The sequence below is a fragment of the Nostoc sp. FACHB-133 genome (assembly GCF_014698055.1).
Classification (GTDB): domain Bacteria; phylum Cyanobacteriota; class Cyanobacteriia; order Cyanobacteriales; family Nostocaceae; genus Nostoc.
This window is the reverse complement of the sequence record NZ_JACJSH010000004.1, coordinates 68,906-95,126: the sequence shown is the minus strand read 5'-3', so window position 1 is coordinate 95,126 and position 26,221 is coordinate 68,906. Positions and strand designations below refer to the sequence as shown.

General features: G+C 42.3%; 20 protein-coding genes. 12 read left to right on the top strand and 8 right to left on the bottom strand.

The annotated features are described in order from the left end of the window. Window positions 1-55: 55 nt before the first annotated feature. From trpB to H6G86_RS05015, 4 genes are all read left to right on the top strand, one after another. Complete coding sequence (gene trpB / locus H6G86_RS05030; RefSeq protein ID WP_190933404.1) at window positions 56-1,285, top strand: tryptophan synthase subunit beta; 1,230 nt, start codon at window positions 56-58, stop codon at window positions 1,283-1,285. Between the two features lie 76 nt (window positions 1,286-1,361). Beyond that, window positions 1,362-2,498 (top strand): anthranilate phosphoribosyltransferase, encoded by a 1,137-nt coding sequence (gene trpD, locus H6G86_RS05025; protein WP_190933403.1) that lies wholly within the window; start codon window positions 1,362-1,364, stop codon window positions 2,496-2,498. Window positions 2,499-2,795: 297 nt separating this feature from the next. After that, complete coding sequence (aroF, locus tag H6G86_RS05020; RefSeq protein ID WP_190933402.1) at window positions 2,796-3,896, top strand: 3-deoxy-7-phosphoheptulonate synthase; 1,101 nt, start codon at window positions 2,796-2,798, stop codon at window positions 3,894-3,896. 266 nt (window positions 3,897-4,162) lie between these two features. Beyond that, window positions 4,163-5,107 carry a general stress protein gene (locus H6G86_RS05015; protein ID WP_190933401.1) on the top strand — a complete coding sequence of 315 codons (945 nt, stop codon included), beginning with the start codon at window positions 4,163-4,165 and terminating at the stop codon, window positions 5,105-5,107. A gap of 246 nt (window positions 5,108-5,353) precedes the next feature. On the opposite strand, the gene H6G86_RS05010 is transcribed toward H6G86_RS05015, so the two are convergent. Both H6G86_RS05010 and H6G86_RS05005 read right to left on the bottom strand, forming a co-directional pair. Then, a complete protein-coding gene (locus H6G86_RS05010) occupies window positions 5,354-5,554 on the bottom strand; it encodes a heavy-metal-associated domain-containing protein (RefSeq protein WP_174709981.1) in 201 nt (66 codons plus the stop codon). A 245-nt stretch (window positions 5,555-5,799) separates the two neighbouring features. Further along, entirely contained in the window at window positions 5,800-6,612 is an 813-nt protein-coding gene (locus H6G86_RS05005; protein ID WP_190933400.1) for an SDR family NAD(P)-dependent oxidoreductase, read from the bottom strand. A 208-nt stretch (window positions 6,613-6,820) separates the two neighbouring features. Between H6G86_RS05005 and H6G86_RS05000 the strand changes: the two genes are divergently transcribed. After that, window positions 6,821-7,795 (top strand): threo-3-hydroxy-L-aspartate ammonia-lyase, encoded by a 975-nt coding sequence (locus H6G86_RS05000; RefSeq protein ID WP_190933399.1) that lies wholly within the window; start codon window positions 6,821-6,823, stop codon window positions 7,793-7,795. A 220-nt stretch (window positions 7,796-8,015) separates the two neighbouring features. Here the strand turns inward: H6G86_RS05000 and H6G86_RS04995 are convergent, their stop codons facing one another. Both H6G86_RS04995 and H6G86_RS04990 read right to left on the bottom strand, forming a co-directional pair. Next, entirely contained in the window at window positions 8,016-10,157 is a 2,142-nt protein-coding gene (locus H6G86_RS04995) for a serine/threonine-protein kinase (protein ID WP_190933398.1), read from the bottom strand. Between the two features lie 57 nt (window positions 10,158-10,214). Continuing rightward, the gene (locus H6G86_RS04990) at window positions 10,215-11,909 is read right to left on the bottom strand and encodes a serine/threonine-protein kinase (RefSeq protein WP_190933397.1); all 1,695 of its coding nucleotides are present in this window, start codon (window positions 11,907-11,909) and stop codon (window positions 10,215-10,217) included. A gap of 210 nt (window positions 11,910-12,119) precedes the next feature. Here H6G86_RS04990 and H6G86_RS04985 point away from each other — a divergent pair, with 210 nt between their 5' ends. Continuing rightward, window positions 12,120-13,634: a phenylacetate--CoA ligase family protein gene (locus H6G86_RS04985; protein WP_190933396.1), complete on the top strand. Its 1,515-nt coding sequence runs from the start codon at window positions 12,120-12,122 to the stop codon at window positions 13,632-13,634. A gap of 103 nt (window positions 13,635-13,737) precedes the next feature. On the opposite strand, the gene H6G86_RS04980 is transcribed toward H6G86_RS04985, so the two are convergent. Together H6G86_RS04980 and H6G86_RS04975 are read right to left on the bottom strand one after the other, a co-directional pair. After that, window positions 13,738-14,364 (bottom strand): transposase, encoded by a 627-nt coding sequence (locus tag H6G86_RS04980; RefSeq protein WP_190933395.1) that lies wholly within the window; start codon window positions 14,362-14,364, stop codon window positions 13,738-13,740. Between the two features lie 362 nt (window positions 14,365-14,726). Continuing rightward, the gene (locus tag H6G86_RS04975) at window positions 14,727-18,350 is read right to left on the bottom strand and encodes a HEAT repeat domain-containing protein (RefSeq protein WP_242064696.1); all 3,624 of its coding nucleotides are present in this window, start codon (window positions 18,348-18,350) and stop codon (window positions 14,727-14,729) included. A gap of 180 nt (window positions 18,351-18,530) precedes the next feature. Here H6G86_RS04975 and H6G86_RS04970 point away from each other — a divergent pair, with 180 nt between their 5' ends. The 4 genes from H6G86_RS04970 to H6G86_RS04955 all read left to right on the top strand — a co-directional run bounded on the left by H6G86_RS04970 (window position 18,531) and on the right by H6G86_RS04955 (window position 21,246). Further along, window positions 18,531-18,788: a hypothetical protein gene (locus H6G86_RS04970; RefSeq protein ID WP_190933393.1), complete on the top strand. Its 258-nt coding sequence runs from the start codon at window positions 18,531-18,533 to the stop codon at window positions 18,786-18,788. Window positions 18,789-19,373: 585 nt separating this feature from the next. After that, window positions 19,374-19,766 carry a hypothetical protein gene (locus H6G86_RS04965; protein ID WP_190933392.1) on the top strand — a complete coding sequence of 131 codons (393 nt, stop codon included), beginning with the start codon at window positions 19,374-19,376 and terminating at the stop codon, window positions 19,764-19,766. 502 nt (window positions 19,767-20,268) lie between these two features. Then, on the top strand, window positions 20,269-20,643 hold the full coding sequence (locus H6G86_RS04960) for a group I truncated hemoglobin (RefSeq protein WP_190933391.1): 375 nt from the start codon (window positions 20,269-20,271) through the stop codon (window positions 20,641-20,643). Between the two features lie 222 nt (window positions 20,644-20,865). Then, a complete protein-coding gene (locus H6G86_RS04955) occupies window positions 20,866-21,246 on the top strand; it encodes a DUF6632 domain-containing protein (protein WP_179075293.1) in 381 nt (126 codons plus the stop codon). Between the two features lie 54 nt (window positions 21,247-21,300). Here the strand turns inward: H6G86_RS04955 and H6G86_RS04950 are convergent, their stop codons facing one another. After that, entirely contained in the window at window positions 21,301-21,885 is a 585-nt protein-coding gene (locus H6G86_RS04950) for a Uma2 family endonuclease (RefSeq protein WP_190933390.1), read from the bottom strand. 153 nt (window positions 21,886-22,038) lie between these two features. Between H6G86_RS04950 and fni the strand changes: the two genes are divergently transcribed. Continuing rightward, window positions 22,039-23,088: a type 2 isopentenyl-diphosphate Delta-isomerase gene (gene fni, locus H6G86_RS04945; protein WP_190933389.1), complete on the top strand. Its 1,050-nt coding sequence runs from the start codon at window positions 22,039-22,041 to the stop codon at window positions 23,086-23,088. A gap of 80 nt (window positions 23,089-23,168) precedes the next feature. Then, window positions 23,169-25,004 (top strand): signal peptide peptidase SppA, encoded by a 1,836-nt coding sequence (gene sppA / locus H6G86_RS04940; RefSeq protein WP_190933388.1) that lies wholly within the window; start codon window positions 23,169-23,171, stop codon window positions 25,002-25,004. A gap of 99 nt (window positions 25,005-25,103) precedes the next feature. On the opposite strand, the gene H6G86_RS04935 is transcribed toward sppA, so the two are convergent. Next, a complete protein-coding gene (locus H6G86_RS04935; protein WP_190933387.1) occupies window positions 25,104-26,207 on the bottom strand; it encodes an aromatic ring-hydroxylating oxygenase subunit alpha in 1,104 nt (367 codons plus the stop codon). Window positions 26,208-26,221: the final 14 nt, after the last annotated feature.

Here is a 26,221-nt window from a genome sequence, read left to right as displayed (position 1 = left end):
TCTAAAACATTAGAACGAAAGTAAAAAATACTTGAACATAAAAGGATTTTAACCAGTGGTAAGCATACAAGACATCAAGACTGCAACTGTCCAACCAGATTCTTTGGGCAGGTTTGGAAGATTTGGCGGTAAATACGTTCCTGAAACCTTAATGCCTGCATTAAGTGAGTTAGAAGCAGCATTTCAAAAATATCGCGATGAGCCGAGTTTCCAAGCAGAACTGCAAAACTTACTGCGCGATTATGTCGGACGACCCAGCCCATTATATTTTGCTGAACGCTTGACAGCAAACTACGCTAGACCAGACGGCACGGGGCCGCAAATCTATTTAAAGCGTGAGGATTTAAATCATACAGGCGCTCACAAAATTAATAATGCTTTAGCTCAGGTGTTGCTCGCTAAACGCATGGGTAAGCAACGGATTATTGCCGAGACGGGCGCAGGACAACACGGCGTAGCAACTGCAACTGTCTGTGCTAGGTTTGGTTTGAAATGCGTGATTTACATGGGCATCCACGATATGGAGCGCCAATCGCTAAATGTCTTCCGCATGAAATTAATGGGGGCAGAAGTTCGTCCAGTAGAGGCAGGTACGGGAACTCTCAAGGATGCAACTTCGGAAGCAATTCGAGATTGGGTGACAAACGTGGAAACAACTCATTACATCCTGGGTTCCGTTGCCGGGCCTCATCCTTACCCGATGATTGTCCGTGACTTCCACGCGGTGATTGGTGTAGAAACTCGCGCTCAATCCCAGGAGAAATGGGGAGGATTACCAGATATTTTACTGGCTTGCGTGGGTGGAGGTTCCAATGCAATTGGCTTATTCAATGAATTTGTCCATGAATCTTCAGTGCGTCTAATTGGAGTGGAAGCGGCGGGTGAAGGTGTAGATACAGAAAAACACGCTGCTACCTTGACAAAGGGCAGAATAGGTGTATTGCATGGTGCAATGAGCTATTTACTGCAAGATGATGATGGTCAAGTCATCGAAGCCCATTCCATAAGTGCCGGGTTAGACTATCCCGGTGTAGGGCCAGAACATAGTTATTTAAAGGATCTTGGTCGTGCTGAATATTACAGTGTGACTGATAAACAGGCGTTAGATGCATTCCAAAGACTTTCGCAACTAGAGGGAATTATCCCAGCTTTGGAAACTGCTCATGCGATCGCATATCTCGAAACCCTTTGTCCTCAATTAAAAGGCAATCCCCGCATCGTCATCAATTGTTCTGGTAGAGGTGACAAAGATGTGCAAACCGTCGCCAAAGTCCTGATTCCTTAATTTTCTTGTCATTTGTCATTTGTCCTTTGTGAATGACTAATGACCAATGACTAATGACCAATGACTAACGACAAATATGATAGCTCTAACTCAAACACTACCTGATAACACCTACATCCCTTCTGAGTTCTACAACTGGCCAGCTTTATTACAACAGTTGCTGAATCGGCAATCCTTGACGGTTTCCCAAGCTACAGATTTAATGCAAGGTTGGCTCACAGATTCTATCCCTCATGTTTTATCAGGAGCGATTTTAACTGCGATACAAGCCAAAGGTGTATCCGCACAAGAATTAGTAGGCATGGCCAGTGTCTTACAATCCCAATCCCCAATTCCCAGCGATGCACTGAGCTTGTCGTTGGCGCAGCCTCTCGTAGAGAAGTGTTCCCAGTTCCCAGTACCTCTAATTGACACCTGCGGAACTGGTGGAGATGGCGCTTCTACCTTTAATATTTCCACTGCTGTTGCCTTTGTCGCCGCCGCCGCCGGCGTAAAAGTTGCTAAACATGGAAATCGTTCGGCATCTAGCAAGACCGGTTCGGCTGATGTACTGGAAGCTTTGGGGATAAATCTCAACGCCACTCCTGAGAAAGTGCAAGCCGCAGTAGGTGAAGTTGGAATCACCTTTTTGTTTGCTCCAGGTTGGCATCCTGCACTCAAAGCGATCGCAACTTTGCGAAAAACTTTGAAAGTGCGGACTGTTTTTAACTTACTCGGCCCGCTAGTAAATCCCATGCGGCCGACAGGGCAAATTATTGGTGTGAACGATCCCCTTTTACTAGAGGAAATTGTTCAAGCTTTATCGCAATTGGGATGTCAACAAGCGATCGCACTTCATGGACGCGAACGTTTAGATGAAGCTGGTTTAGCAGATGTCACTGATTTAGCTGTACTTCAAGATAAAAAAGTGCGTTCTCTAACGCTGAACCCTCAAGAACTTGGTTTGAATTTTGCACCCACTGCGGCATTGCACGGTGGAGATGTCCAACAAAATGCTGAAATTTTGAAGGCAGTTCTCCAAGGAAAAGGCACGCAAGCGCAGCAAGATGTTGTCGCTTTAAATACAGCCCTAGCACTCCAAGTTGGTGAAGCCATTCATGGAGAAACGGATATTTTAGTTGGTTGCGTCAAAGGTATTGTCCTTGCGAAGGAAATTCTGCAAAGCGGCGCAGCTTGGACAAAACTAGAACAACTTGCTGAATTTTTACACTAGACGAACCTCTCTTTGTTTCCGGTATACACACAAATCGAATTACCCCCCTTAATCCCCCCTTATAAAGGGGGGAAAAAAGAAATCTAGTTCCCTCCCCTTTCCAAGGAGTTATACGGTGAGTATTCACCCTCTTAAAGATAGGGGAAAAAAGAAATCTAGTTCCCTCCCCTTTATAAGGGGAGGGTTAGGGTGGGGTAAAACCCTGGTTAATCAGCTATTTCAGACTTGTATGTACACCGTAGCCGAAACGGAGAGGGGTCAATATATTACACCCAATAACTTACACAAGGAAAACAGATGATTATCATACTTAAAAACGGTACACCTGCTGAGGAAATTACCCGCATCAGTGGAGAACTGAGTGAAACTTGGAAAGTCACCGTAGAAAAAAGCGTTGGAACTCATAAAGTTGTACTAGGGCTAATTGGTGATACCACTAGCATCGATAAATTACAGGTTCAGGAATTCAGCCCTTGGATTGAACAAGTATTACGAGTGCAACAACCTTTCAAACGGGTAAGCCGAGAATTCCGACATGGAGAAGCCAGCGAGGTTGTCGTACCTACACCCAACGGTGATGTCTATTTTGGCGAACATCATCCGATCGTAGTAGTAGCTGGGCCTTGTTCCGTTGAAAATGAAGCGATGATTGTCGAAACCGCAAAGCGCGTCAAGGCAGCAGGAGCGCAATTTCTCCGTGGCGGAGCCTACAAACCTCGCACTTCACCTTATGCCTTTCAAGGTTATGGTGAAAGCGCTTTAGATTTATTAGCAGCAGCGCGGGAAGCTACTGGTTTGGGTATCGTCACAGAATTGATGGATGCTGCGGATTTATCAGCAGTGGCGAAAACAGCTGACATAATCCAAATCGGGGCGCGAAATATGCACAACTTCTCGCTGCTGAAAAAGGTAGGCGCTCAAGATAAACCTGTGCTGCTGAAGCGGGGGATGTCTGCCACAATTGACGAGTGGCTAATGGCAGCAGAATATATTTTGGCATCTGGAAACCCAAATGTAATTCTTTGTGAGCGGGGAATCAGAACCTTTGATGGTAAATATGCCCGCAATACTTTAGATTTATCGGTGCTTCCGGTGTTGCGATCGCTGACCCATCTACCAATTATGATTGATCCTAGTCATGGTACTGGTAGATCAGAATATGTGCCATCGATGGCAATGGCTGCGATCGCAGCTGGTACAGATGCCTTGATGATTGAAGTTCACCCCAATCCCGCAAAAGCTTTATCTGATGGGCCGCAATCTCTCACCCCTGATAAATTTGACCGCTTAGTTCAAGAAATGTCAATTATTGGCAAAGTAGTCGATCGCTGGTCTACACCTGCATTTGATAGCATTAATGACAAACGCATTCGCTTCATGCCAGAACTATCAAAGTAGACAAAGTGCAATTTCATCTGATTTTTTGTAAATGGCTAAACCCGATCAATAGATTTTTTTAAACAAAAGAATCCGTTGGTCGGGTTTTCATCAGCACGAAAGACTGATGATTGTAGAGACGGCGATTCATCGCGTCTCTTGCCTTAACCATAATGATTTTTATTACTTAGGATAGTTCCGAGTTAAATCAAATTGTATTTAAAATTACAGGTAATGAAAAACTAAATTTATGGGAAATTAATTTCCCCTGCTACCAAGGAGTAATAATGATTTTAAGTCAATATCAACGTGTTGTAGGCGTATTTACTCATCGTCGAGATGCAGAACAGGCACTACATGAGTTGAGAGATTCTGGCTTGGCGATGGAAAAAGTATCGGTAATTGTCCAGAATGCAGACCGCAATCATCAGATTACCGATGATCAAATTAAAGAGCGCACTGGTGATAAAGCCGACGAAGGTGCAACAGTAGGAGGGCTTTCAGGGGGCGCTGTTGGTGGGTTGACCGGTTTATTAGTAGGTCTTGGGACTTTAGCAATCCCTGGAGTTGGGCCAATAATGCTGGCTGGTGCAGCTGCAACTGCTTTGGTTACAACCCTTGTTGGTGCAAGTATTGGTGCTGCTACTGGCACTTTTGCTGGTGCGCTAGTTGGTTGGGGAATATCAGAAGAACAAGCTAAAGCATATAACGAGCGAGTAGAGCATGGGCACTATTTCATAATCGTGGATTGTACATCTTTTGAAATTGCTAAAGTAGAAGCAATTCTACACCGTTGGGGTATTGAAGAGTTTGGTATTTACAAGCCTCTAAGTAGTGAGCAATTACCTGCAAATTCTGCTACTACCATTCCTAATAAAAGTGGGATTTTAAGTAAGTATGCTGTTAGTTGCTTTGATAACATAGATAATGCTAAAGCTGTAATTAACGATATGTATATAGCAGGTTTTTCAGCAAACCAGATGTCTTTAATTTGTAAAGACTTTTCTCAATTTATTGGTTTAACTGGTATTAATTTAAGTGAGCGCTTTGACGCTATGAGGCTAGGAATAGCAGATGAATGGGCACGTTTTTACAACGAGCAAATTTCTCAAGGCAATTACATACTTATCATTAGTGGTACAGACAAAGAGCTTGAGCAGGCTAGCTTGATTTTGGGCAATTATGGAGTTCATGAATGTCAAATTTATGACCCAATGTTAATCCGTTCTTGAAAAGAACTACTGGAAATTTCAACAATTTTGTCAGAACAAACAAAATATACAGCAATACTTTCAAAATCCTTTGGTCTGGACTGTTGCAGCTTATCAATTAAGTTAAAAACTAAGTATTTCAAGCGTGCAGAAGATAAAAATACTGTTTATTAATATTCCGCCCGGTTTCCGGGCGAATATATAAAAAAGCAATTGTGCCGACTAAATTACTTCATCAAAATTTCTGAGGAGATTTAGATTAAGTCATTAATAGCCTTCTATCGTATAACCAGCAGATTGAACTATCTGTTTAATAGACTCTTCAGAAGCCGCAGCATCTACAGTTACGGTTTTAGTATCAACGTTCACATCTACTTTGGCATCAGATTCCATCGTCAAAATAGATTTAGTTATTTTCTTGGCGCACTCATCACATTTAATATCTGGAACTTTCAATTCAATTGTCATTACTTACCTCAGTTCATCAACTTTTATTTATATTTCATCAATATAATAACGGTTGAGACAATGAATAAACATCTTACTAGAGTCAGGGAATTGAGCATCCCTAGGATAGTAATAAATAATAGCTAGACTTAAATTATTAGTTGTTGGATGGCTAATACATCTGGTTTTTGGTAGATGCCCTTGTCCAATTGTTGTGTGAAGAAAGTAACTCTGGCAATTTAGTTGAAAAAGGATAAAATATCGAGCTACCTATTTTTTTGGAGTTCGTGCATACTTCTCACAACCTTTGTAACTAGATTTCTGGGTGTAAATCTGACGCTTTCGGTCAATATTTTATTTCTCATCCCAGGAACAACAACAGTTTTATTTTTCATTAAACCCCGATAACCAATCTTAGCAACGGTTTCTGTATCCATCATTCTGTTAACGTTAGCAATTTTGGAATCTTCCATTGCCGCAGTTTGTTGAAATTCTGATGCTGTTGGCCCGGGACAAAGAACAGTCACGCTTACACCAGTACCCTCTAATTCATTAGCGATCGCTTCTGAAAATGATAAGACATAAGCTTTAGTAGCAAAATAAACTGCCATTAGAGGTCCCGGTTGAAAAGCTGCTGCTGAGGCGACATTTAATATTTTTCCATAGTCTTGCTCGACCATATCCTTGAGAAATAACTTTGTTAAATGAGTCAAAGTCACCATATTTACCTGGAGCATTTGCAGTTCAATACTGAGGTCTGTTTCGCTAAATGCTCCATAAGTACCAAAGCCAGCATTGTTAACCAGCACATCGATTTTGATCGATTCTTGCTGGAGTTCTCTAAAAATTTCTTCTGGAGATGTTGGGATAGATAAATCCTTAGCCAAAATTTTCACAAAAATCCCAAATTTTTGCGGAAATTCATTTATGATTTCTGTAAGTTTTTCTTCATTCTTATCCACTAACACCAGATTATAACCATGACGAGCAAAAATCTGGGTTAATTGATAGCCTATCCCACTAGCAGCTCCTGTAATTAGAGCAGTTTTTTTTTGCCGACTTTCAGATGTTTTATTCATGCTATAAAAATGGCGAATGTGAGTTAATTAATTTAAGTTTTATAAATTTAGCTACAGCAATATATAATGTTTGCTGTAGCTATTTTTATGCAGACAATAAATGATGCTATCTACCTGAAACGAGTATGCTTCAATCAAGCATAATAGACGCAAATATAAAAATCTGTATCTATATAAACAAGAGCAAAAATATTTAATTCTGTCATTAATGTCACAACCTAATTCCGTTACTATAACTGATGTGCAAGCAGCACAAGAGCGAATTTTGGGAATTGCCCATCGCACGCCAGTGCTAACTTCTAGAATGGTTAACGATCGCACCAATAGCCAAGTATTCTTTAAATGCGAGAACTTTCAACGCACCGGGGCATTTAAATTTAGAGGGGCGTACAATGCCTTAGCGCAACTATCGGTAGCACAAAAACAAACAGGCGTTCTCACCTATTCATCAGGAAACCATGCCCAAGCGATCGCTTTAGCTGGTAAACTCCTCAATATTCCTACCACTATTGTCATGCCTGATGATGCACCCACTGTCAAACACACTGCGACTCGTGGCTATGGTGCAGAGATAATTTTATACAATCGGCAAGAAACAAACCGAGAAGAATTAGCCCAAAATCTAGCAGGTGAGCGCTCTTTGACACTCATTCCCCCTTACGATCATCTCCATGTAGTCGCTGGACAAGGAACAACTGCTTTAGAACTGATCCAAGAGGTTGGTGAATTGGATTTGCTATTAGTTTGTTGTGGCGGTGGCGGATTACTTTCAGGATGTGCGATCGCAGCTAAATCACTTTTACCCAATTGTAAAGTAATTGGAGTAGAACCAGCACTCGCCGATGATGCTACCCGCTCCTTTCACACCAAAACCCTGCAAACTGTCAAGAATCCTGATACCATCGCCGATGGTGCGCGGACTCCTAGCCTTGGTAAAATTACTTTCCCCTTATTACTGCATTACGTCGATGATATGGTGACGGTATCTGAAGAAGCGATTCTTCGCACCATGTTTTTCTTATGGGAACGTCTGAAAATTGTCGTTGAACCCACCGGAGTACTTGCAGCCGCAGCCTTACTCGAAGGTGTGGTGACAGCACCAGAGTCGAGGATTGGTGTGATCATCAGTGGTGGAAATGTCGATTTGGCGCAAGTTGGTAAATTGTTTTCTGTGGGATTTTGATACTCCCACCCCTTTAAAGAGTGGGATCAATACGGTTCGGTTAAGACAAGAGACGCGATGAATCGCCGTCTCTACAATAATCAGTCCTTTGTAGAGACGGCGATTTATCGCGTCTTTGCGATCTAAAATTTTCATCAAAAAACCTTAACCGAACCCTATTGGGAGTGGGATTGCAAGGTTTTAGCGAATCAACTTATCTAATTGGGTTTCTCCGATATTTTTAATTCTTCTGGGGAGTCACCTCAGCACTAGGCGTAGGTGTAGATTCAGGTGTTGGGGTTTCTGTGGGAGTAGGTGTAGGTATAGATTCAGGTGTGGATGTTTCCGTGGGTGTAGACGTTGGCGTAGGTGTTGGCGATGGGGGAGGAGTGGGATTTTCTGCTGTAATGGTGAGTTCATAGTCTACTGGTTTCGATGCTGTGGAAACCACGACAAACTCGTAAAATCCGTTTTCTGGTAATTTAGTTGATAAACTACGCTTGGTAGAATCTTCTAAGAATTGGATTTTGCCAGAGGGTGAATAGACTGATAATAAAACTTGGGAATTTGCTTCTAGTTTCAATTCCAGAGATTGATTTTTAGCAAGTCCAGCAATGAATACTTTGCCACCACCAGATTGAAGATTACCACTGACAGTTTTGCCAGTAGCACCTGGATCAAAGACAAGTTTCTGGAAAGCGCTACCGGATAGGATCGCACTGAGTTTATCGCTAACAAAACCGTACCAAACTTGTCCAATGGGCTGATCTTTGAAATTTTTACCACGTTGTTCAGGAAATACGCTTAAAAATGCAGCGTCTCCCAAATCATACAAAGAACGACTACCAACGTTGATTTTGTTGACTTCCACTTTCCAGCGATCGCGTTCAGCAGTTGTATAAGTTCCCAGTTGTCGGCGGGTGTTGGAACTCAGGGGTGCTAGTTTTTCCAGCAATTCTGACGCTGTTTTATCCCATTCTGCCCGCAAACCCTCATCTTCGGTCCCATCGCTGAGAGTACGTCCGCGTAAACTGGGGTTTCTGTCCCAAAAAACTTGATTCACCAAGTTCACGTAGAAGTTAGAGTTAATCCCCAACTGTTGACGGCGATCGTTTAATTTTTCTTTACGCTCCCGTTCTGCTGGTGAATATTGCGCTAAAGGATCGGTTGGTTGGTTACTGGTTGGAGTCGGGCTAGCTGTGGGAGTAGGTTGAACTTCCCCGATATCGTTGCGGCTGCTATTCACTCCCCACCAAATTAATCCAACACTACCACCTACCACCGCCGCCACTAGGAAAGTTTTTGTTGGTGTCCACCAAGAGGGAGAGGGGGGAGATGAGAAGGATGGGGGAGGGGGGGAGACGGCGACGGTGGCGGATGTGGGTTGTGGTGGGGTGGGATATTGAGTTGGGGGATAGTTTGCTGGGGGCGGGTTGAGGGCTTCGATTACTTGACGAACTGATTGATAGCGATCGCTTGGTCTGGCAGATAGCATTTTATCTAATACCTGTGCCAAAATCGGACTCACGTTTACTTCCCGTCGCCACTGCCAGGTAAGATTATAGGTATCGATTAATTCTTGTGGCTGTTTCCCTGTCAGTAAAACCAACATTGTTGCAGCCAAAGCATATAAGTCGCTGTGGGGAGATACTAACCCAGTTTGCATCTGTTCTGGGGGTGCAAATCCAACCTTACCTAATAGGGTTGGTGATGGGGAAGATGCAACCATACCGGGTTGGTAATATTCGGAAGCTACGGTTGCTACTACTTGTTTGACACCGCCAAAATCAATTAAAACTGGCAGTTTGTCAACAGTACGAAGCATTAAGTTATCTGGAGAAATATCTCGATGAATGACTCCCAGTGAGTGGATGTATTCCAACACTGGCAAAATTTGCTGCAATAATTGGCGTATTTCTGCTTCTGTAAAGCGCAAACCTTGTTGTAACCGCGCATTTAACAAAGAATTGTAAGTTTCCCCTTCTACATAATCTTGCACCAAAAACAGATATTCTTTGCCGCCTAAGTTTAGCCGCAGCAGTTCTCGGAAGCGGGGAATTTGGGGATGTTGCAGTTTATAGAGAACACTCGCTTCTCTCTCAAACAGTTCTTCTGCTTTTTGAACAACGTAAGCGGTTTGAACTTGGGGGGAAAATTCTTTTAAAACACAAAGTTCGCGGAAACGGTTGACATCTTCGGCTAAATAAGTCCGTCCAAAGCCACCTTGGCCAATTTGACGCACAATTACATAGCGATCGCCTAAAGTTAGTCCTGGTTGGATACTATAACTCATGGGCACACCCGACAATTTTTCACCACACTGGAGACAAAAGCGACTACTTGGGGAATTTTCATGTCCTTTATAACAATATATTTTGGTCATTTGTCATTGGTCATTTGTCATTTGTTATTTGTTATTCTTCCCTAGTCGCCAGTCTCCTTACTTGCCAGATTGTACTTTACTGACTTGATCGGCTGCGATCGCATACCAAATTTGACCGAAGGTCTTTTGATTCAGTTTCCCACGCTCCTGACCAGGAAACAACCGATCAAATTTTTCATTTGTGTCTTTGTTCAGTTGCTCAAGTGTATAGTTCCCCCATTGGCCGGATCGCGCTTGTCGTCTCCATGTATCGTAATCTTTTTGACTATATTTACCTAATTTCCGACGAGATTCTGTACTGAGCTTCGCCTGTTCTATTTTATTCAATAAATCGTCAGCGATACCAGACCATTCATCTCGTAAACCAGCGTCTTCAGGTTTAGATGTCAGGCTACGTCCCTTTAATTCTGGTTTTTTTGTATAAAATAAATCGTCTACGAAGGGAATAAAAAATCCTTCAGTAATTTCTAGCTGTTGGCGACGACTGATAATTTCTTGGAGATTAGGGTTTTTTCCTTTGTCACTACCTGGTTTACCACTTGGGAACTGGGGAATTTGCGGTAATGAAATTGATGGGATGGTAATTGAAGATACGCTGCGAATGACCGCATTTACTACTCCCCAAGCACCTGCACCGGTTAAGACAACTAAAGCTGTTCCCCCTAAACTCATCACAAAAGGACGAATCCAAAGAGGGAAGGATATCGGTTTGGCGATTGCTTGCGTTCTATTCTGGAATCTACTCACAATCGCACTGGCGCGTTGTCTTCCCGGAGCAACTACCATCGTCTTAATCTTGGTGGTAATCGAATTGCCAGTTGATTTCGTTGCACTTGATGATGGTAAATCTTTGAGGATTTGCTCGGCTCGTTGATAGCGATCGCTCGGTTTATAAGCCACCATCTTTTTTAACACCGCTTCCAGTTTGGGACTAACTCGGATTTGTTTTCCCCAACCCCAAATTCCCTGGTAGCTGTCGTATAATTTTTGCGGTTCTTGCCCTGTAAGCAACACCAGTGACGTAACCGCCAAAGAGTATAAGTCACTACTAAAAAATGCTTTCCCTTGCCGTAGCTGTTCTTCTGGAGCGTAGCCTTTTTTACCCAGCAAAGTATTATTTCCCACCAACTTTGTCTGCCAAAAACCTTGAGAAGCTGGCAATTGCTTGACACCACCAAAATCAATCAGCACGGGTAGATTATCAGAACGCCGCCAAATTAAATTATCAGGAGAAATATCACGGTGAACAACATCTTGTGAGTGGATGTAGGCTAATACAGGTAAAATCTGTTGCAGTAGGGTGATTACTTCCTCTTCACTAAAAGTCTTGCCTTGGCTCTCGCGTTGTTCTAATAATTGGTAGTAATTGTCACCATCTATATAATCTTGTACTAGAAAGAAAAAATCTTTAGTGCCTATTTTCACTTGTAGCGAGGCGTGAAAACGCGGAATCTGTGGATGCTGGAGTTTTTTCAGAACATTGGCTTCTCGTTCAAATAACTCTTTAGCTTTTTGTAAATCTTGATGTTCTTGTACTTGGGGTGCAAATTCCTTCAGCACACAGGTTCGATGGGATTGACTTATATCCTCGGCCAAATAGGTGCGTCCAAAGCCGCCCTGCCCTAAATGACGGATAATTTGATAGCGATTATCCACAACCTGTCCCACAGCAAGAGGTAATGGTTCACCACAATGGGTACAAAAGCGGTTACTACCATTATTTGTGTGTTGTCTACTGCAATAGAGTTGCATGGTGCTGAAGGATAAATTAATGTTTTATTGGATGACTACAACGGGCATACCCTCATTTTCGGATATCCTACCAAACATTAGGAGATGGGTGTTCCTATAGTAAATCTATGTTGGTGAGAATCACTGGAGTTTTGCGGTATCAGATAACGGCTAGAATACTCACAGCAAATAATAGTGTTGGTTCTATTTTCAGGATAAACAACAAGCGTTATGAACTGCAAACCACGACAGCAGCGAGTAATTAAAGCATTTGAAGATTTTTTGTCTACTCCCCTAGAAACGATACTGCAACGGCATCTCACCACTCAAACTTCGACAGCTTTAACTTTATTTCATGATGTGGCGGCTAATGTACCTGCCTACAAAGCTTTTTTAGCAGAAAGGGAAATTAATCCCGCGACTATTCAAACCTTGGAGGAGTTTCAAAAACTCCCAGCGATCGCTAAACAAAATTATATACTGAGTTATCCTTTAGCTGATTTGTGCCGCAACGGACAACTAGAAGCGTGCGATATGATCGCAGCTTCATCAGGTTCTAGTGGTAAACCGACATTTTGGCCTCGTTTTTTCACAGATGAACTCCAAATCGCCACACGTTTTGAACAGATTTTTCACGATAGTTTTCATTCAGATACTAGACGTACCCTAGCAGTGATTTGTTTCACTTTGGGCACTTGGGTAGGTGGGATGTTTACTACCAATTGCTGTCGTTATCTTGCTAGCAAAGGTTATCTCATCACCGTAATTACTCCTGGTAACAACAAAGATGAAATCTTGCGAGTTGTCCAAGAACTAGGTTCAGAATTTGAACAAGTGGTGCTGTTGGGATACCCACCATTCTTAAAAGATGTGATTGATACTGGTATTGCTCGTGGTGTGGAGTGGCAGCAATATCAGATTAAATTAGTCATGGCGGGAGAAGTATTTAGTGAAGAATGGCGGAGTTTAGTTGGCGAAAGAGTTGGTTCACAAAATCCTTGCTATGATTTTGCATCACTTTACGGCACTGCGGATGCGGGAGTTTTGGGTAATGAAACCCCGTTAAGTATCTGCATTCGCCGTTTTTTGGCAGAGAATCCCGATGCAGCTAGAGCTTTATTTGGAGAATCGCGTTTACCCACGCTAGTACAATACGATCCTTTCACTCGCTTTTTTGAAGTTCACGATGGCGGATTGTTATTTTCGGGAGATAACGGTATTCCCTTAGTGCGTTATGACATTTTAGATACTGGCGGAATAATTAGTTATGATGCCATGCTGCAATTTTTAGCAGAATGGGGATTTAATCCGCTCGAAAATCTGCGTTCTGACACTCAACAATCACCTAGAGGTATTCATCAGCTACCTTTTGTTTATGTTTTCGGCCGTTCTAATTTTACAGTTTCTTACTTTGGTGCAAATATCTATCCCGAAAATGTGACGGTGGGATTAGAGCAACCAGGAATTCAAGAATGGGTAACGGGTAAATTTGTGTTGCAGGTGAAGGAAGATGCAGATAAAAATCGATTTTTATCTGTGGTTGTGGAGTTAGCACCAGGGATAGAGGGTAGTGAAGAGCGAAGACTTGCGATCGCATCTTCTATTCTTTCACAACTGCTACGTCTAAATGGCGAGTTTGCTAATTATGTTCCGGTAGAATATCAAACACCACGGATTACGTTAGCGCCAATGGGGGATGCAGAATATTTTCCTGTTGGGGTGAAGCATCGTTATACACGTCAATAGTATTAGGCGCGATGAATCAAACACAAGAAGACGCGATGAATTAGCAAGAAAACGCGATGAATCGCGTCTCTACAAGGGGGGTGGGGTGGTTGTTCGCGTTGGGCTATGCCCCGCCGTAGGCATCGCATTCCCAATTGATTGGGTTATTGATAATATATTGTCTAATTTGGTCGAGGGCAAATTCATCACGAATTATGTTGTCATGAAACCTTTCTTGCCATCCAAAACCTTTATATATTTGATTAATTTCAAATGAACATCGTCCTTTGTACCACCTAACAATTTTAGAAAGGGAATTTTTAGACAACATCGGATTAAATAACCCAGTAACCCCACCCCGTTGCCCATCCCCCCGTTGGCTTGTAGAGACGCGATTCATCGCGTCTTCTTCCTGTGTTCGTGGATTCATCACGTCTTCTTCTCGTATTTGATTAATAACCAAAATCCCATGAATATGATTAGGCATGACGCAAAATGAATCCATCTGGCAATTAGAAAAATGATTAGGAATCTCGTACCACAATTTATAAGCAATTTCTCCAATTAGCGATCGCTGCATTTCACCTTGCACAACCTCACCAAAAAAGCATTTTTTACCTTCGGTGCAAATAGTAACGAAATATCCGGCATTACTGGCATAATTCCATGCTGGCAAACGTGTTGAATCAATTCGATATTTACCTTTGTATTTAGGTTTGTTGTTTTTTGGTTGAGGATCGGAATGATTCATGATTACATCTTTGATTGATACAAAAATTTATGCAATTATTGCTTTGCATTGATGTAATTGCCAATCCAAAAAACTCGGAATTATTTGCGCTATGTATAATGACGGGAAGGAAGAAGACGCGATGAATCGCGTCTCTACAAGGGGCAATCGCAAAAACGATGCCTGCGGCGGGCTACGCCTACGCATTCCCATTCTGATCGCAATATCTGTTTTACTAGGGGCGACGCATTCCCTGGATTGCGGAAAGATCAAACGCGATAGATTTACCAGACGCTTACGAGATGCGATGAATCGCGTCTTTACAAGGGATTGCTGCTTCTACATTTCGCTTATGTTTTGGCTAGAGGAAGTATTTTTCTTTCCTACTCTCCATCTTTCAGTTTCTCTTGTTGATGCCAAGCTTGATAAAAAGCTGGGTAGGGCATACTTTGGGCGCACTTCCAGATAACTTCGTAGCAATTATCAAATCGCTCAAAGTCATTTTCGTAAGTTTCAGGTAATAAGTAATCTTTCAACATCCTGACAACACTCGGCATCTGTTCCTCTGACAGAATTTTCTCTAAGCTTTCTGGCGCTAGCAATCGAGTAAAATCATCCAGTTGTGGTTTGCCAATTAACTCCACCAAAGCATCAATCGCTTTTTGGTTGCCTGGATCAATTTTTCCTAAGCTTTCTGCCGCTTGCCATCGGGTATCATCATTCAGTTGTGGATTGGCGATTAACTCCACCAAAGCATCAATCGCTTTTTGGTTGCCAGAGCCAATTTCCCCTAAGCTTTCTGCTACTTGCCTGAGGGTATTATCATTCAGTTGTGGATTGGCGATTAACTCCACCAAAGCATCAATCGCTTTTTGGTTGCCAGAGCCAATTTCTCCTAAGTTAAATACCGCTTGCCATCGGGTATCATCATCTAATTGTGGATTGCCGATTAACTCCACCAAGGCATCAATCACTTTTTGTTTGCCAGAGACAATTTGCCTTAAGGTATATGCCGCTTGTCTTCGGGTTTCATTATCCAATTGTGGATTGCCGATTAACTTTACCAAGGCATCAATTGCTTTTTGTTTGCCAGAACCAATTTGTCTTAAAGTATATGCCGCTTGCCATCGGGTATCATTATCTAGTTGTGGATTGTCAATTAACTCCACCAAAGCATCAATCGCTTTTTGGTTGCCAGAGCCAATTTCCCCTAAGCTTTCTGCCGCTTGCCTTCGGGTAAAATCATCCAGTTGTGGATTGGCGATTAACTCCACCAAAGCATCAATCGCTTTTTGGTTGCCTAGGTCAATTTTCTCTAAGGTTTTTGCCGCTAGCCATCGGGTAGAATCATCCAGTTGTGGATTGGCAATTAACTTCACCAAAGCATCAATCGCTTTTTGGTTGCCAAAACCAATTTCCCCTAAGCTTTTTGCCGCTAGCCATTGGGTAGGATCATCCAGTTGTGGATTGCCGATTAACTTCACCAAAGCATCAATCGCTTTTTGGTTGCCAGAGCCAATTTGCCCTAAGCTTTCTGCTGCTTCCCATCGGGTATCATCATTCAGTTGTGGATTGGTGATTAACTCCACCAAAGCATTAATCGCTTTTTGGTTGCCTGGGTCAATTTTCCCTAAGCTTTCTGCCGCTTGCCTTCGGGTATGATCATCCAGTTGTAGATTGTCGATTAACTTCACCAAGGCATCAATCGCTTTTTGGTTGCCAGGATCAATTTTCCCTAAGTTTTCTGCCGCTTGCCTTTGGGTATCATCATCTAGTTGTGGTTTGTCGATTAACTCCACCAAGGCAGCGATCGCTTTTTGGTTGCCAGAGCCAATTTGCCCTAAGCTTTCTGCCGCTTGCCATTGGGTACGATCATCCAGTTGTTGTTGGCCGATTAACTCTACCAAAGCAGCGATCGCTTTTATGCGATTTGTCTGAGGCAGTGCTGTCTCTGCTCCCTTTAGGATTGAGTAGAGAAAATATACCCACTCGTTTTGCTCAACCTTAAACTCGCCAAAGCGCCATTTAACGATTTCCGCCACAATAGCATCTGCGTAGCAAGAATTTTTCCACTCATCAACCCCCGCAGCAGCGAGAAAATAAGCGCGAAACTCGTAAAATCCCTTTCTGACTCTATCAATAGCTCTGCATTCTCCGCACCCATCATCAAATTCCACCAACGCCTGAATAAACTCTTCCTTCTCCTTCCTCTTCACATCCTCACGTCCTAACCACAGCAAAATAACCTCTTTCCACTGCGGGGCAAAAATGCGATAAACGCCTAGCGCAGGGTTGTCGGGAATATGATTCAGAAACTCGTCCCAATCCTTAATCGCCAAGGCTGCAAAATATTCCTCAAATGTGGGATGGTAGAAAGCGTAAACTTTCTCTTTTGGTGATTCCGCAGCCAGTCCAACTTCATTTAGCCATCCCAACTTTAACGCCAACCAAAATAAAGAATTTTGCTGTTTTGCATCACCTAATTCCTCACGCACAAACTTATGTTGTAGCCGAAACCGTGACGTTTCTTGGTCGATTGCCCGTTTTGCCAAACGTCCCAAGGCAGCGTTTAATTCATCTTGCTGCTGTTCGGTGTCAAGGGAGGGCTTTTCTTTCCACTTGTAAAACTCTTCCACAAACTGCTGATAAAGTCCGGCTTTAGTTTCCGGTAAACCTTTATCGGAACCTTGCCAAGTGCTACACAACAGCGCTAACCGCAAAGGATTTTTAACTAAATCTTGGATGCGCTGACGTTCAGCTTTATCTAATTCTTGCCGTAATCTTTCCCCTTTGTCTGCATCCTTGTTGTGAAACCAACGCCCAATAAACTCTTGCACTTGTTTCGGATATTCAAAATTGAGTAACCGATACGTCTCAAAATTTTCTAAAGCGTTGGCGTTTGCTTCCCAAACATTCACCCGACAAGTCAGCACAACCCGCGCATTTTTCACCCATCCCGTCAACTGCTGAGAAATCTCAGTTAATGGTTGGGGTGAAGACATTTCATCTGCTGCATCCAACAACAACCACACATGATTATTATTGAATAAATCTGCTAAAGCGTTTTCCTGTTCTTCTTTTACACGCACCACTTCTAAAGCATTCTTCAGCCAAGCTTGCAACAGATAATTTTCTACACTCTTTCCTTGCAAGTCTGCCAAAGAAATCCAAATTGGTAAACCCAGATTCTTCTTTAATATCCAAAAAGCTATAGTTTGCAACTGAGTAGTTTTTCCCGCACCCGGTTCCCCAATTAAAGCGATGCGGTGTCCTTGAGTTTTACCAACACCATCACGGATAATTTTCTCTAAAAAAGCCTGATGTTCAAATCGCTGCTTCTCTTCATAACTCGGTTCGTAAAGTTGCGAACCTTGTTCTGCGGAAATATCCTCGCTGCACTTCTTCGGTTTGTTACGTTCTACCAATGCTAAAGGGACATGAATTGCCTCTAGCTCAAATTTCATCTCATCATCAGCAAACAGTAATTCATTTGTGGTGAGACGCTTGTGCTTTTCCAGCATAGCGCCGCAGATTTCTTGCCAATCAACACCCTGAGATTTTTCTTCCGCAATTTTGGATACTTTACCAGACTTGTTTTTTTGAGCTTCTCGGCATTTATCCCATTTCCCACTTTGCTTAAACAACCAATTCAGGTTTTCTTCTTTATCAATGCTGGGAAACTTGAGCGTAAAAAGCCAAACTTTTGAATTTGTTCTAGTTTTGGCGTTGGTTTGTCCGCGTTTATCCTCAATAATTTTCAAACTTATCAGACAGTTGAGCGCATTCCTAATTGCTTCAGGCTCTAAGCTGTCGTTATACTTCTTCGTCAGTTCTGCTAGTCCTTCTAATGTAGAATGCGTTACCCACAACTCAGTACCCGCTTGCCAATCGGCTTTGCAGTCTTTTGATTCTTCCGAATTTTCCACAAATGACAGTAAAGCACGCAGCAATATTTCTGCTTGTTTTCTACCAGCATCGTAGCTAAGATTCCGCCCCTTCCGCTCCATGTGAGTACCGTCATCGAAAAGAAAAAAATTTTTCCAAAAATTTCTGTGCTTTCCCAAGCCAGACATCTTTCCCAAGCACCCTATGTAGATTCTAAACGCCTTTTAATCAACGCTTGGGAAATTTACTTGTCAATTAATCCCAACCTTAACCTCGATTTGAAATTGAGGTGAGGTAAATAAATGAAAACTCAGCGCAAGCAAAGCCAAAGCACACGTCAAAAGCTTTATCGCCAAATCATTATGATGTTGTTATTAATACAAACAATTTTAATTGGCGTAAATGCTGAGAACCGCATTCAGCAAGGAGACTCACAAATCGAGGTTTTAATATGGATCGTTAAAGAGTCGATCTCACTTGTGAAACAAGCTAGCAGTTTGCAAAATAAAAAACCCAAGAAGAGCTTGTTACCCAAACATCGCCGTTCTGAGGATCAATAGTATCATCAGCCTCTTTTTGCTTGCAAAGAGGGGCTGTGGCTATATTGGTTGTTACAGGAATCCGGTTTAATTGCATGAAATAATGATTGCAATACATCCTTGGTTTAAGACGCGATGAATCGCGTCTCTACAATATGGTCTATTTGTGACAAGTTTCTCGATTGCGTGCAATTCGGTTCGCATCGGGTTTTTTGATCAAAATTAACGCTTTGTAGAGACGGCGATTTATCGCGTCTCTCTTGTTCGTCCACAACACGAGCTTATTCGTTCAGAACACAAGCCCATTCGTTCAGAACACGAGCTTATTCGTTCAGAACACGAGCCTATTCGTTCAAAACACGAGCCTATTCGTTCAAAACACAAGCTTATTCGTTCAGAACACGAGCTTATTTGTTCAGAACACGAGCTTATTCGTTCAGAACACAAGCCCATTCGTTCAGAACACAAGCCTATTGTCGTGTAATTACTGAACCAGCAATCCAATCTTATTACAAAAAACACCTTATTTTGCAAGTTTTACTGAACCACTAAACTGTCCCATTAAGACACTCTAGAGAGATAAAGTTTAGTAAAAAGTCTGCATTGATGCCACGCCAAAAAAGAAGCTCTACCGTGCTAGAAAAAACTGAACAGAGAGTAATCGGATTTAAATCGATTAATTCCAGCCTCGACTTTGGTGATTCGATCAGCTTAAACCATTTAACCCAGTTAACCGGGCAACTCCGCAACCAGATTGACCAGTATAATATGATGCTAACTGCCATTGACTCAGCAAAGGAACAAATAGAAACCCTTGAAAAGACTATCCGCGAAACCTCTGAGCGCTTAGTCAGTGGTGTGGTGTTGAAGTATGGCAAAGACAGCCGGGAATACGAGATGATAGGCGGAGTACGCAAAAGCGATCGCATTCGCAAAGCCACTATCACCCGGTTAAAATCCACCACAGACTCAAAAGCGGCTGCTACACAAACGGCTTAATGAGCAACAAGTAGGCATCATTCACCCTGTAATGATGCCCATATTTTGCGTAGGCGTAGCCTGCCGCAGGCATTGCATCCTTGAAGATGGTGATTATCATAAAAAAGAATATAGCGTCTAATCCAGTAAATATAAGTTTTTTCTGTTTCCTAAGAATGGTGGTTAAGACGGATAACATCTTGTACTTGTTCGAGCAGCTTTTTTGGACGCTGTTGCATAAGGTGTTATGCTAAAACTTTATGTATATATATATATATGACAGAATATGACAGAAAGAGGCTGTAATCCTCTATTTGTTGTCATTAAGAAAAAGATTATATGGAACCTTTCCCTATAATTAATAGTTAGGCATCGCCCTCGTTCTAATGAAGTGAGTTATCAAAGCAGATAAATTGCTGATTTGTTTATGCTCCAATCTTTTAAATAATTTGAAATTTCAGATTCTCCCATCTGCCTCGTATCAAATTTAAAGTCAATGCAATTTTGGAGTAATTAATTTTCAATGAGTACACTGTATGACAAGCTTGGTGGCGCAGCAGCAGTTGATATAGCTGTAGAAAAGTTTTATGAAAAGGTTTTAGCGGATAAGCGGGTTCAGCACTTTTTTGCTCATACAAATATGCAGCAACAAAAGCAGCATCAAAAAGACTTTATGACTTATGCTTTCGGTGGTGCCCAGCACTGGAATGGTTCTACTATGAGAGAAGCGCATAAAGAATTAGTGGCTGAGATGGGCTTAACCGATATCCATTTTAATGCGATCGCAGAAGATTTAGTTGCGACACTGGTTGAGATGGAAGTTCCCCAAACCTTAATTGACGAGGTAGTGCAAATTGTAGGCTCTACTGCTCATCGGAACGACGTTTTAAATCGGTAAGCTTGTCAGAACTGAGACTGTAATGAGCAACAAATAGGCATTATTCACGGTGAATGATGCCTATTGCTTTGCAGACGATTCAGTGTTGAATTAGCTTTAAACCACAGGGAACATCAAGATTCCTAACACTCCCAAGTTAAAGTGTCACTAGTGAGAATACTATTAAAAATAGGTATTCCATTAGTAGAAACTACCCTGGAAAAATAGTGTGAGGTTGAAGTAATGGATGAGCAGCATCGGTACTTGCCAATCGCCCTTGTTGTTGTTGGAATTGCTTTTCTCCTGATCTATCCGTTGATGAATATCTGGCCATCGGGCTGGTCATGGCAACCAGGTCAACACGAATACGAACAGATGATCGTCGGCATTTATGGGACGCTCGGTGTATTTTTACTACGGGCTTCTCGAAAACCAGAAGCGCATCTCAGTTTAATCTGGTTCACCGTCTGGTCGAGTTTTGTCCACGCACTGATCATGGCGGTACAGGCAGCGATTGATCCTGTGGAACATGGGCACTTCTTTGGCGACATTCCAGCATTGATCTTGGTGGCAATTGTCCTTGGTTTCCTAGCGTCACGCGAAGTAGTTTCAGTGCATGAATGAACGCGGCATAACAAATCATTTGAATTTTCTCCCTTTCCAATGCAAGAGGGAGTTTTATTCCTCGATCAACTCAAAATCAACCCGTTCATAAATTTCATGCAGGGCAATTTTAAATTCGATAGAATCTAAGACTAAAACTGCATCTTCATCTTCATATTCTTTAAAAATCCATTGCCCTTCTGCTTGCTTTGCAAATTGTTCCGCAGCAAAACTATACTGGTCAATCATAATATATTCTTGAAAACCAGGAATTGAACGATAATATTTAAACTTATCTGTTTTGTCATAATTTTTAGTTGAATTTGATAAGACTTCAACAATTAATAAGGGATTCGTAATAATTGTTGTACCTGTTCCCTCATAAATAGGCTTACCTTTGATGACTATAATATCAGGATAAGTATAAAGGCGATGACGAGGTATTGATAATTTCACATCGCCTATGTAAATCTCATAATCTTGTCCTTGCACAGTCAGGGGAAACTTGCGACAAAAATTAAGTGCAATTTTGTTGTGGTTAGTTGTTCCCCCTGTCATCTGTATAATTTCTCCGTCTCTGTATTCATTTTTATATTCAGCCTTTTCTTCTAATTCCAAATATTCTTCTGGGGTGTAGCGCTTTTCTGTTTGTAAAACCATATTAATTAACTCACCAAATGGGGGAATGGTTCTGTTATCAATAGCGTAACGTACCCGAAAGATAGCGAAAATAAATATTTTTGTTATACAAATACAGTTACAGACAATGTAACAATAGCGATCGCAAGCAAATACTTTTAGCCATATCCACCAGTGAACGCCCCTACCAACATCTCTGCACAAACTCAGAATCGCAAAGCCGATCACATTCGGATCTGTTTAGAAGAAGATGTTCAGTCTCATCAAATCACCAATGGACTGGAACGTTATCGTTTCACCCATTCTTGCTTACCCGAACTGAACCATGACGATATTGATATCAGTACAGCTTTCCTGGGGAAACACCTTGGCGCACCCTTGTTAATTTCTTCCATGACTGGTGGAACAGAACAAGCCGCAATTCTTAATCAACGTTTGGCCCAAGTCGCGCAGCATTACAAAATTGCAATGGGTGTTGGTTCCCAGCGAGTAGCGGTAGAAAAACCCCAAGTGGCTGATAGTTTTGCTGTCCGCAAGTATGCGCCCGATGTTCTGCTATTTGCGAATTTGGGGGCTGTGCAACTTAACTATAAATACGGCTTGGATGAATGTCTGCGGGTAGTTGATATCTTAGAAGCTGATGCCCTGATTTTACACATTAACCCTTTACAAGAGTGCATTCAAACCAAAGGTGATACTAATTTTCGGGGTTTAATTGACAAGATAGCTGATTTGTGCAGCAAGCTACCAGTGCCAGTGATTGCAAAGGAAGTTGGTAACGGCATTTCAGCAGCGATCGCCAACAAACTCATTGCCGCCGGGGTAGCAGCAATTGATGTCGCTGGTGCAGGGGGTACTTCTTGGGCAAAGGTCGAAAGTGAACGGGCAGAAAATCCCTTACAACGTCGTTTAGGGAAGACTTTTGCCGATTGGGGTTTACCGACGGCAGAGTGCATTACAACTATTAGAGCGATCGCTCCAGATGTGCCTTTAATTGCTTCGGGAGGTTTGCGTCATGGACTGGATGTTGCAGCCGCGATCGCCTTGGGAGCAGATATAGCTGGTTTAGCAATGCCTTTTTTGCAAGCAGCTGCAATATCAGAAACAGCAGTTGCGGAACTTGCTGAAGTATTAATCGCCGAAATCACTACAGTCTTATTCTGCACTGGCAACGCTACCTTGTATCAGTTAAAGCACTCTGGCAGTTTACAGCGCATAGAATAAATTAAGTAGGTCATTCATTAGCCATTTGTCCTTTATCAATGCCCCATGCCCAATTCCCAATTCCCAATAACTAATAACTAATGCGTAATTTTATCAAACAAACTTTTGCTAGTTTAGTTGGCACATTATTAGGACTAATTATTTTTGGTGGTTTAGGAACCACTGGACTATTGTTGCTAATATTCGCTGCTAGCTCGTCTAAAGATACAGGGCCAAATGTAAAAGATAAGTCAGTGCTGGTTTTTGACTTGTCAATGAAAATTACTGATAGCGAACCTAGTTCTGACGAACTGTTTCAAAACACAATATCAGGTGTGGATGATGAAAGAATGGCACTCCGTAAAGTTGTAGAAACTTTGGAAAAAGCGCGACGCGATCCGCGAATTGTTGGGATCTACCTCGATTCAACTAGCGCTAGCCAAGCTGGTAACGTCGGCTATGCCTCCCTTAAAGAAATTCGAAAAGCGCTGGAGGAGTTTCGCGCTTCTGGGAAAAAGATTGTGGCTTATGGCAGTGATTGGAGTGAAAAGGAATATTACCTTAGTTCAGTAGCAGATTCCATTGTGCTTAATCCTTTGGGAATGATGGAAGTTAACGGTTTGAGTTCACAACCGATGTTTTTAGCGGGTGCATTACAGAAGTACGGCATTGGTGTGCAAGTTGTGCGGGTGGGTAAATTCAAAGGTGCTGTAGAACCGTTTATCCTCAAAAAATTGAGTCCAGAAAACCGCGAACAAACTCAGAAATTGTTAGATGATGTTTGGGGAGAGTGGCGCACTACTGTAAGTGCAAGTCGGAAAATTGAACCTAACCAGTTGCAAGCGATCGCAGATAGTCAGGCGGTACTGGAAGCCACACAAGCCAAAACTAGCGGTTTAGTCGATCGAGTAGCATACCCTGATGAAGTGGTGAGTGACCTCAAAAAGTTGACAAATAGCGATAAAGACGACAAAACATTCCGACAAATTAACCTGAATAGCTACGCAGAAGTTTCTGGCAAATCTTTGGGTGTAGAACGTAGCTCAAAAAATCAAATTGCCGTTGTTTATGCTGAGGGTGAGATTGTCGATGGTAAAGGTGATGGTGGACAAGTAGGAGGCGATCGCTTTGCCAAAATCTTCAGCAAACTCCGACAAGATAAGGATGTGAAGGCTGTTGTATTGCGGATTAATAGTCCTGGTGGTAGCGCTACCGCAGCCGAAGTTATGCAACGAGAAGTGAAATTAACCCGTGAAGCAAAACCGGTTGTAGTCTCAATGGGTGATGTAGCCGCCTCTGGGGGTTATTGGATTGCTAGCGACTCTAATCGCATTTTTGCTGAACCAAATACCATTACAGGTTCCATAGGTGTATTTGGGTTGCTATTTAATGGTGAAAAGCTGGCCAATGATAACGGCATCACCTGGGATTCGGTGAAAACTGGAACCTATGCTGATAGTCAAACAGTTTCGCGTCCAAAATCGCCTCAAGAGTTGGCACTTTATCAACGTAGTGTTAACCGCATTTATAATATGTTTCTGAATAAAGTTTCTCAAGGTCGGAAACTCCCGGAACAAAAAGTTGCAGAAATTGCCCAAGGAAGGGTTTGGTCTGGTGTGGCGGCGAAGGAAATTGGTTTAGTGGATGAAATTGGTGGTTTGAATAGTGCGATCGCTTATGCTGTCAAAGAGGCGAAACTAGGAGAAGACTGGGAAGTGCAAGAATATCCTCGCACTAGCAGTTTCGGAGAACGCTTTTTTGGGCGTGCAACTGAAGAGGCGCGGACTGCTTTAGGAATTGAGGCGACGCAACTAAAACCATCCAATCCCTTGATTACTGAATTTCAGAAACTGCAACAGGAAGTAGAGATTCTGCAAAAAATGAACGATCCACAGGGGGTTTATGCCCGTTTGCCTTTCAACTTGAAAATTGATTGACATCCTCACCGGATCTATCCAGCGATCATAACGACAGTGCCCTTGCGATCGCAAGGGCGTTGTCATCAATCCTCTAGACTTGATACTAAGGAAAGTGTATTAGAGTTGGTAGTACTTCGACAACACTTGATGAAAGTGAGAAATTCCATATTCAATGTCTGCAAGCTGAAATACACCATAAGCTTTGGAGTGAACACTTGCTTGTAGCGATCGCACCACCCCAAAGTCTTCATTTAACACCCGCTCAAATTCAGGTCGAAATTCATCTTGTTTATAAGGAAATGCTTCAATCTGTGCTTTTGTTTGATAAATAAAAACCTCAAACTTAGTTTTTGTGGGAGATAAAGGAGTCAGCCGAAAAACTGAAACTTTGTCTCTTGCGGTATTAATCATCATATTGGGAAAGATGAAGCCCTGGTAAGATTGTCCCCTTGGTTCTCCTGAAAAAGCCGGGTGATCTTTCACGAATTCATCATCTGTAAAAGGAACAAATATCTGATAGTGTCGCCCAGTTGGAGTGTAAATAATATTCTTCGGATCGAAACACTTTAAACTTTGGGCATGAACAACTGACAAGTGATAACACTCTAGATAATTTTCAATGGGAAATTTCCAATTGGCTGGCTCTTCATAAAACCAGTGGTCAACCTGCTGAAGTTCCTGCCAACGGTGCTGATACTGCTCTAAGTAAGCTGAAAATCCAGCCAAATAACTTACTAGAGATTCCCCTTCTGCTTCTGAATGAACAAAGATAAAGCCGCCCCATGTCTCTACTCGTCCCTTAGCTAAATAGACAGCCGACTTATCTAAATTGGGAAAACACTCAGCGCGAGGTAAACCTTTAAGATTGCCTTCATAATTGAAGTTCCAACCATGATACGGACAACGCACCCGTTGGCAATGACCCTGCCCTTGTAACATCTGCGCTCCGCGATGCGGACAAAGATTGTGCATCGCTCGCAATATGCCATTATTATCTCGAATCACGAACATGGGCTGATCGCCAACTTGGCAAGTTAAATAATCCCCAGGATTAGGTAAATCGGATTCACGTCCGACAAACTGCCAGGTGTTACGCCAGATAGTTTGCTGCTCATAAGCAAAAATTTGCTCGCTAAAGTAGTAATCACCAGGTAGTCCAAATTTTGGTTTATTAGTATTAGGAGTTTCATCCACAAATGATGGATGGGTAAAGATATTCATAGTGTTAAGTTCTA

Excerpts from the sequence above, each read along its gene's own strand:
- H6G86_RS04995 (WP_190933398.1), bottom strand. The coding sequence starts at position 10,157 with ATGACCAAAATATATTGTTATAAAGGACATGAAAATTCCCCAAGTAGT.
- H6G86_RS05000 (WP_190933399.1), top strand. The coding sequence starts at position 6,821 with ATGTCACAACCTAATTCCGTTACTATAACTGATGTGCAAGCAGCACAA.
- H6G86_RS04970 (WP_190933393.1), top strand. The coding sequence starts at position 18,531 with ATGAAAACTCAGCGCAAGCAAAGCCAAAGCACACGTCAAAAGCTTTAT.
- H6G86_RS05005 (WP_190933400.1), bottom strand. The coding sequence starts at position 6,612 with ATGAATAAAACATCTGAAAGTCGGCAAAAAAAAACTGCTCTAATTACA.
- H6G86_RS04975 (WP_242064696.1), bottom strand. The coding sequence starts at position 18,350 with ATGGAGCGGAAGGGGCGGAATCTTAGCTACGATGCTGGTAGAAAACAA.
- H6G86_RS04955 (WP_179075293.1), top strand. The coding sequence starts at position 20,866 with ATGGATGAGCAGCATCGGTACTTGCCAATCGCCCTTGTTGTTGTTGGA.
- H6G86_RS05010 (WP_174709981.1), bottom strand. The coding sequence starts at position 5,554 with ATGACAATTGAATTGAAAGTTCCAGATATTAAATGTGATGAGTGCGCC.
- H6G86_RS04935 (WP_190933387.1), bottom strand. The coding sequence starts at position 26,207 with ATGAATATCTTTACCCATCCATCATTTGTGGATGAAACTCCTAATACT.
- sppA (WP_190933388.1), top strand. The coding sequence starts at position 23,169 with ATGCGTAATTTTATCAAACAAACTTTTGCTAGTTTAGTTGGCACATTA.
- H6G86_RS04980 (WP_190933395.1), bottom strand. The coding sequence starts at position 14,364 with ATGAATCATTCCGATCCTCAACCAAAAAACAACAAACCTAAATACAAA.
- H6G86_RS04950 (WP_190933390.1), bottom strand. The coding sequence starts at position 21,885 with ATGGTTTTACAAACAGAAAAGCGCTACACCCCAGAAGAATATTTGGAA.
- H6G86_RS05015 (WP_190933401.1), top strand. The coding sequence starts at position 4,163 with ATGATTTTAAGTCAATATCAACGTGTTGTAGGCGTATTTACTCATCGT.
- H6G86_RS04990 (WP_190933397.1), bottom strand. The coding sequence starts at position 11,909 with ATGCAACTCTATTGCAGTAGACAACACACAAATAATGGTAGTAACCGC.
- trpD (WP_190933403.1), top strand. The coding sequence starts at position 1,362 with ATGATAGCTCTAACTCAAACACTACCTGATAACACCTACATCCCTTCT.
- H6G86_RS04960 (WP_190933391.1), top strand. The coding sequence starts at position 20,269 with ATGAGTACACTGTATGACAAGCTTGGTGGCGCAGCAGCAGTTGATATA.
- H6G86_RS04965 (WP_190933392.1), top strand. The coding sequence starts at position 19,374 with ATGCCACGCCAAAAAAGAAGCTCTACCGTGCTAGAAAAAACTGAACAG.
- H6G86_RS04985 (WP_190933396.1), top strand. The coding sequence starts at position 12,120 with ATGAACTGCAAACCACGACAGCAGCGAGTAATTAAAGCATTTGAAGAT.
- aroF (WP_190933402.1), top strand. The coding sequence starts at position 2,796 with ATGATTATCATACTTAAAAACGGTACACCTGCTGAGGAAATTACCCGC.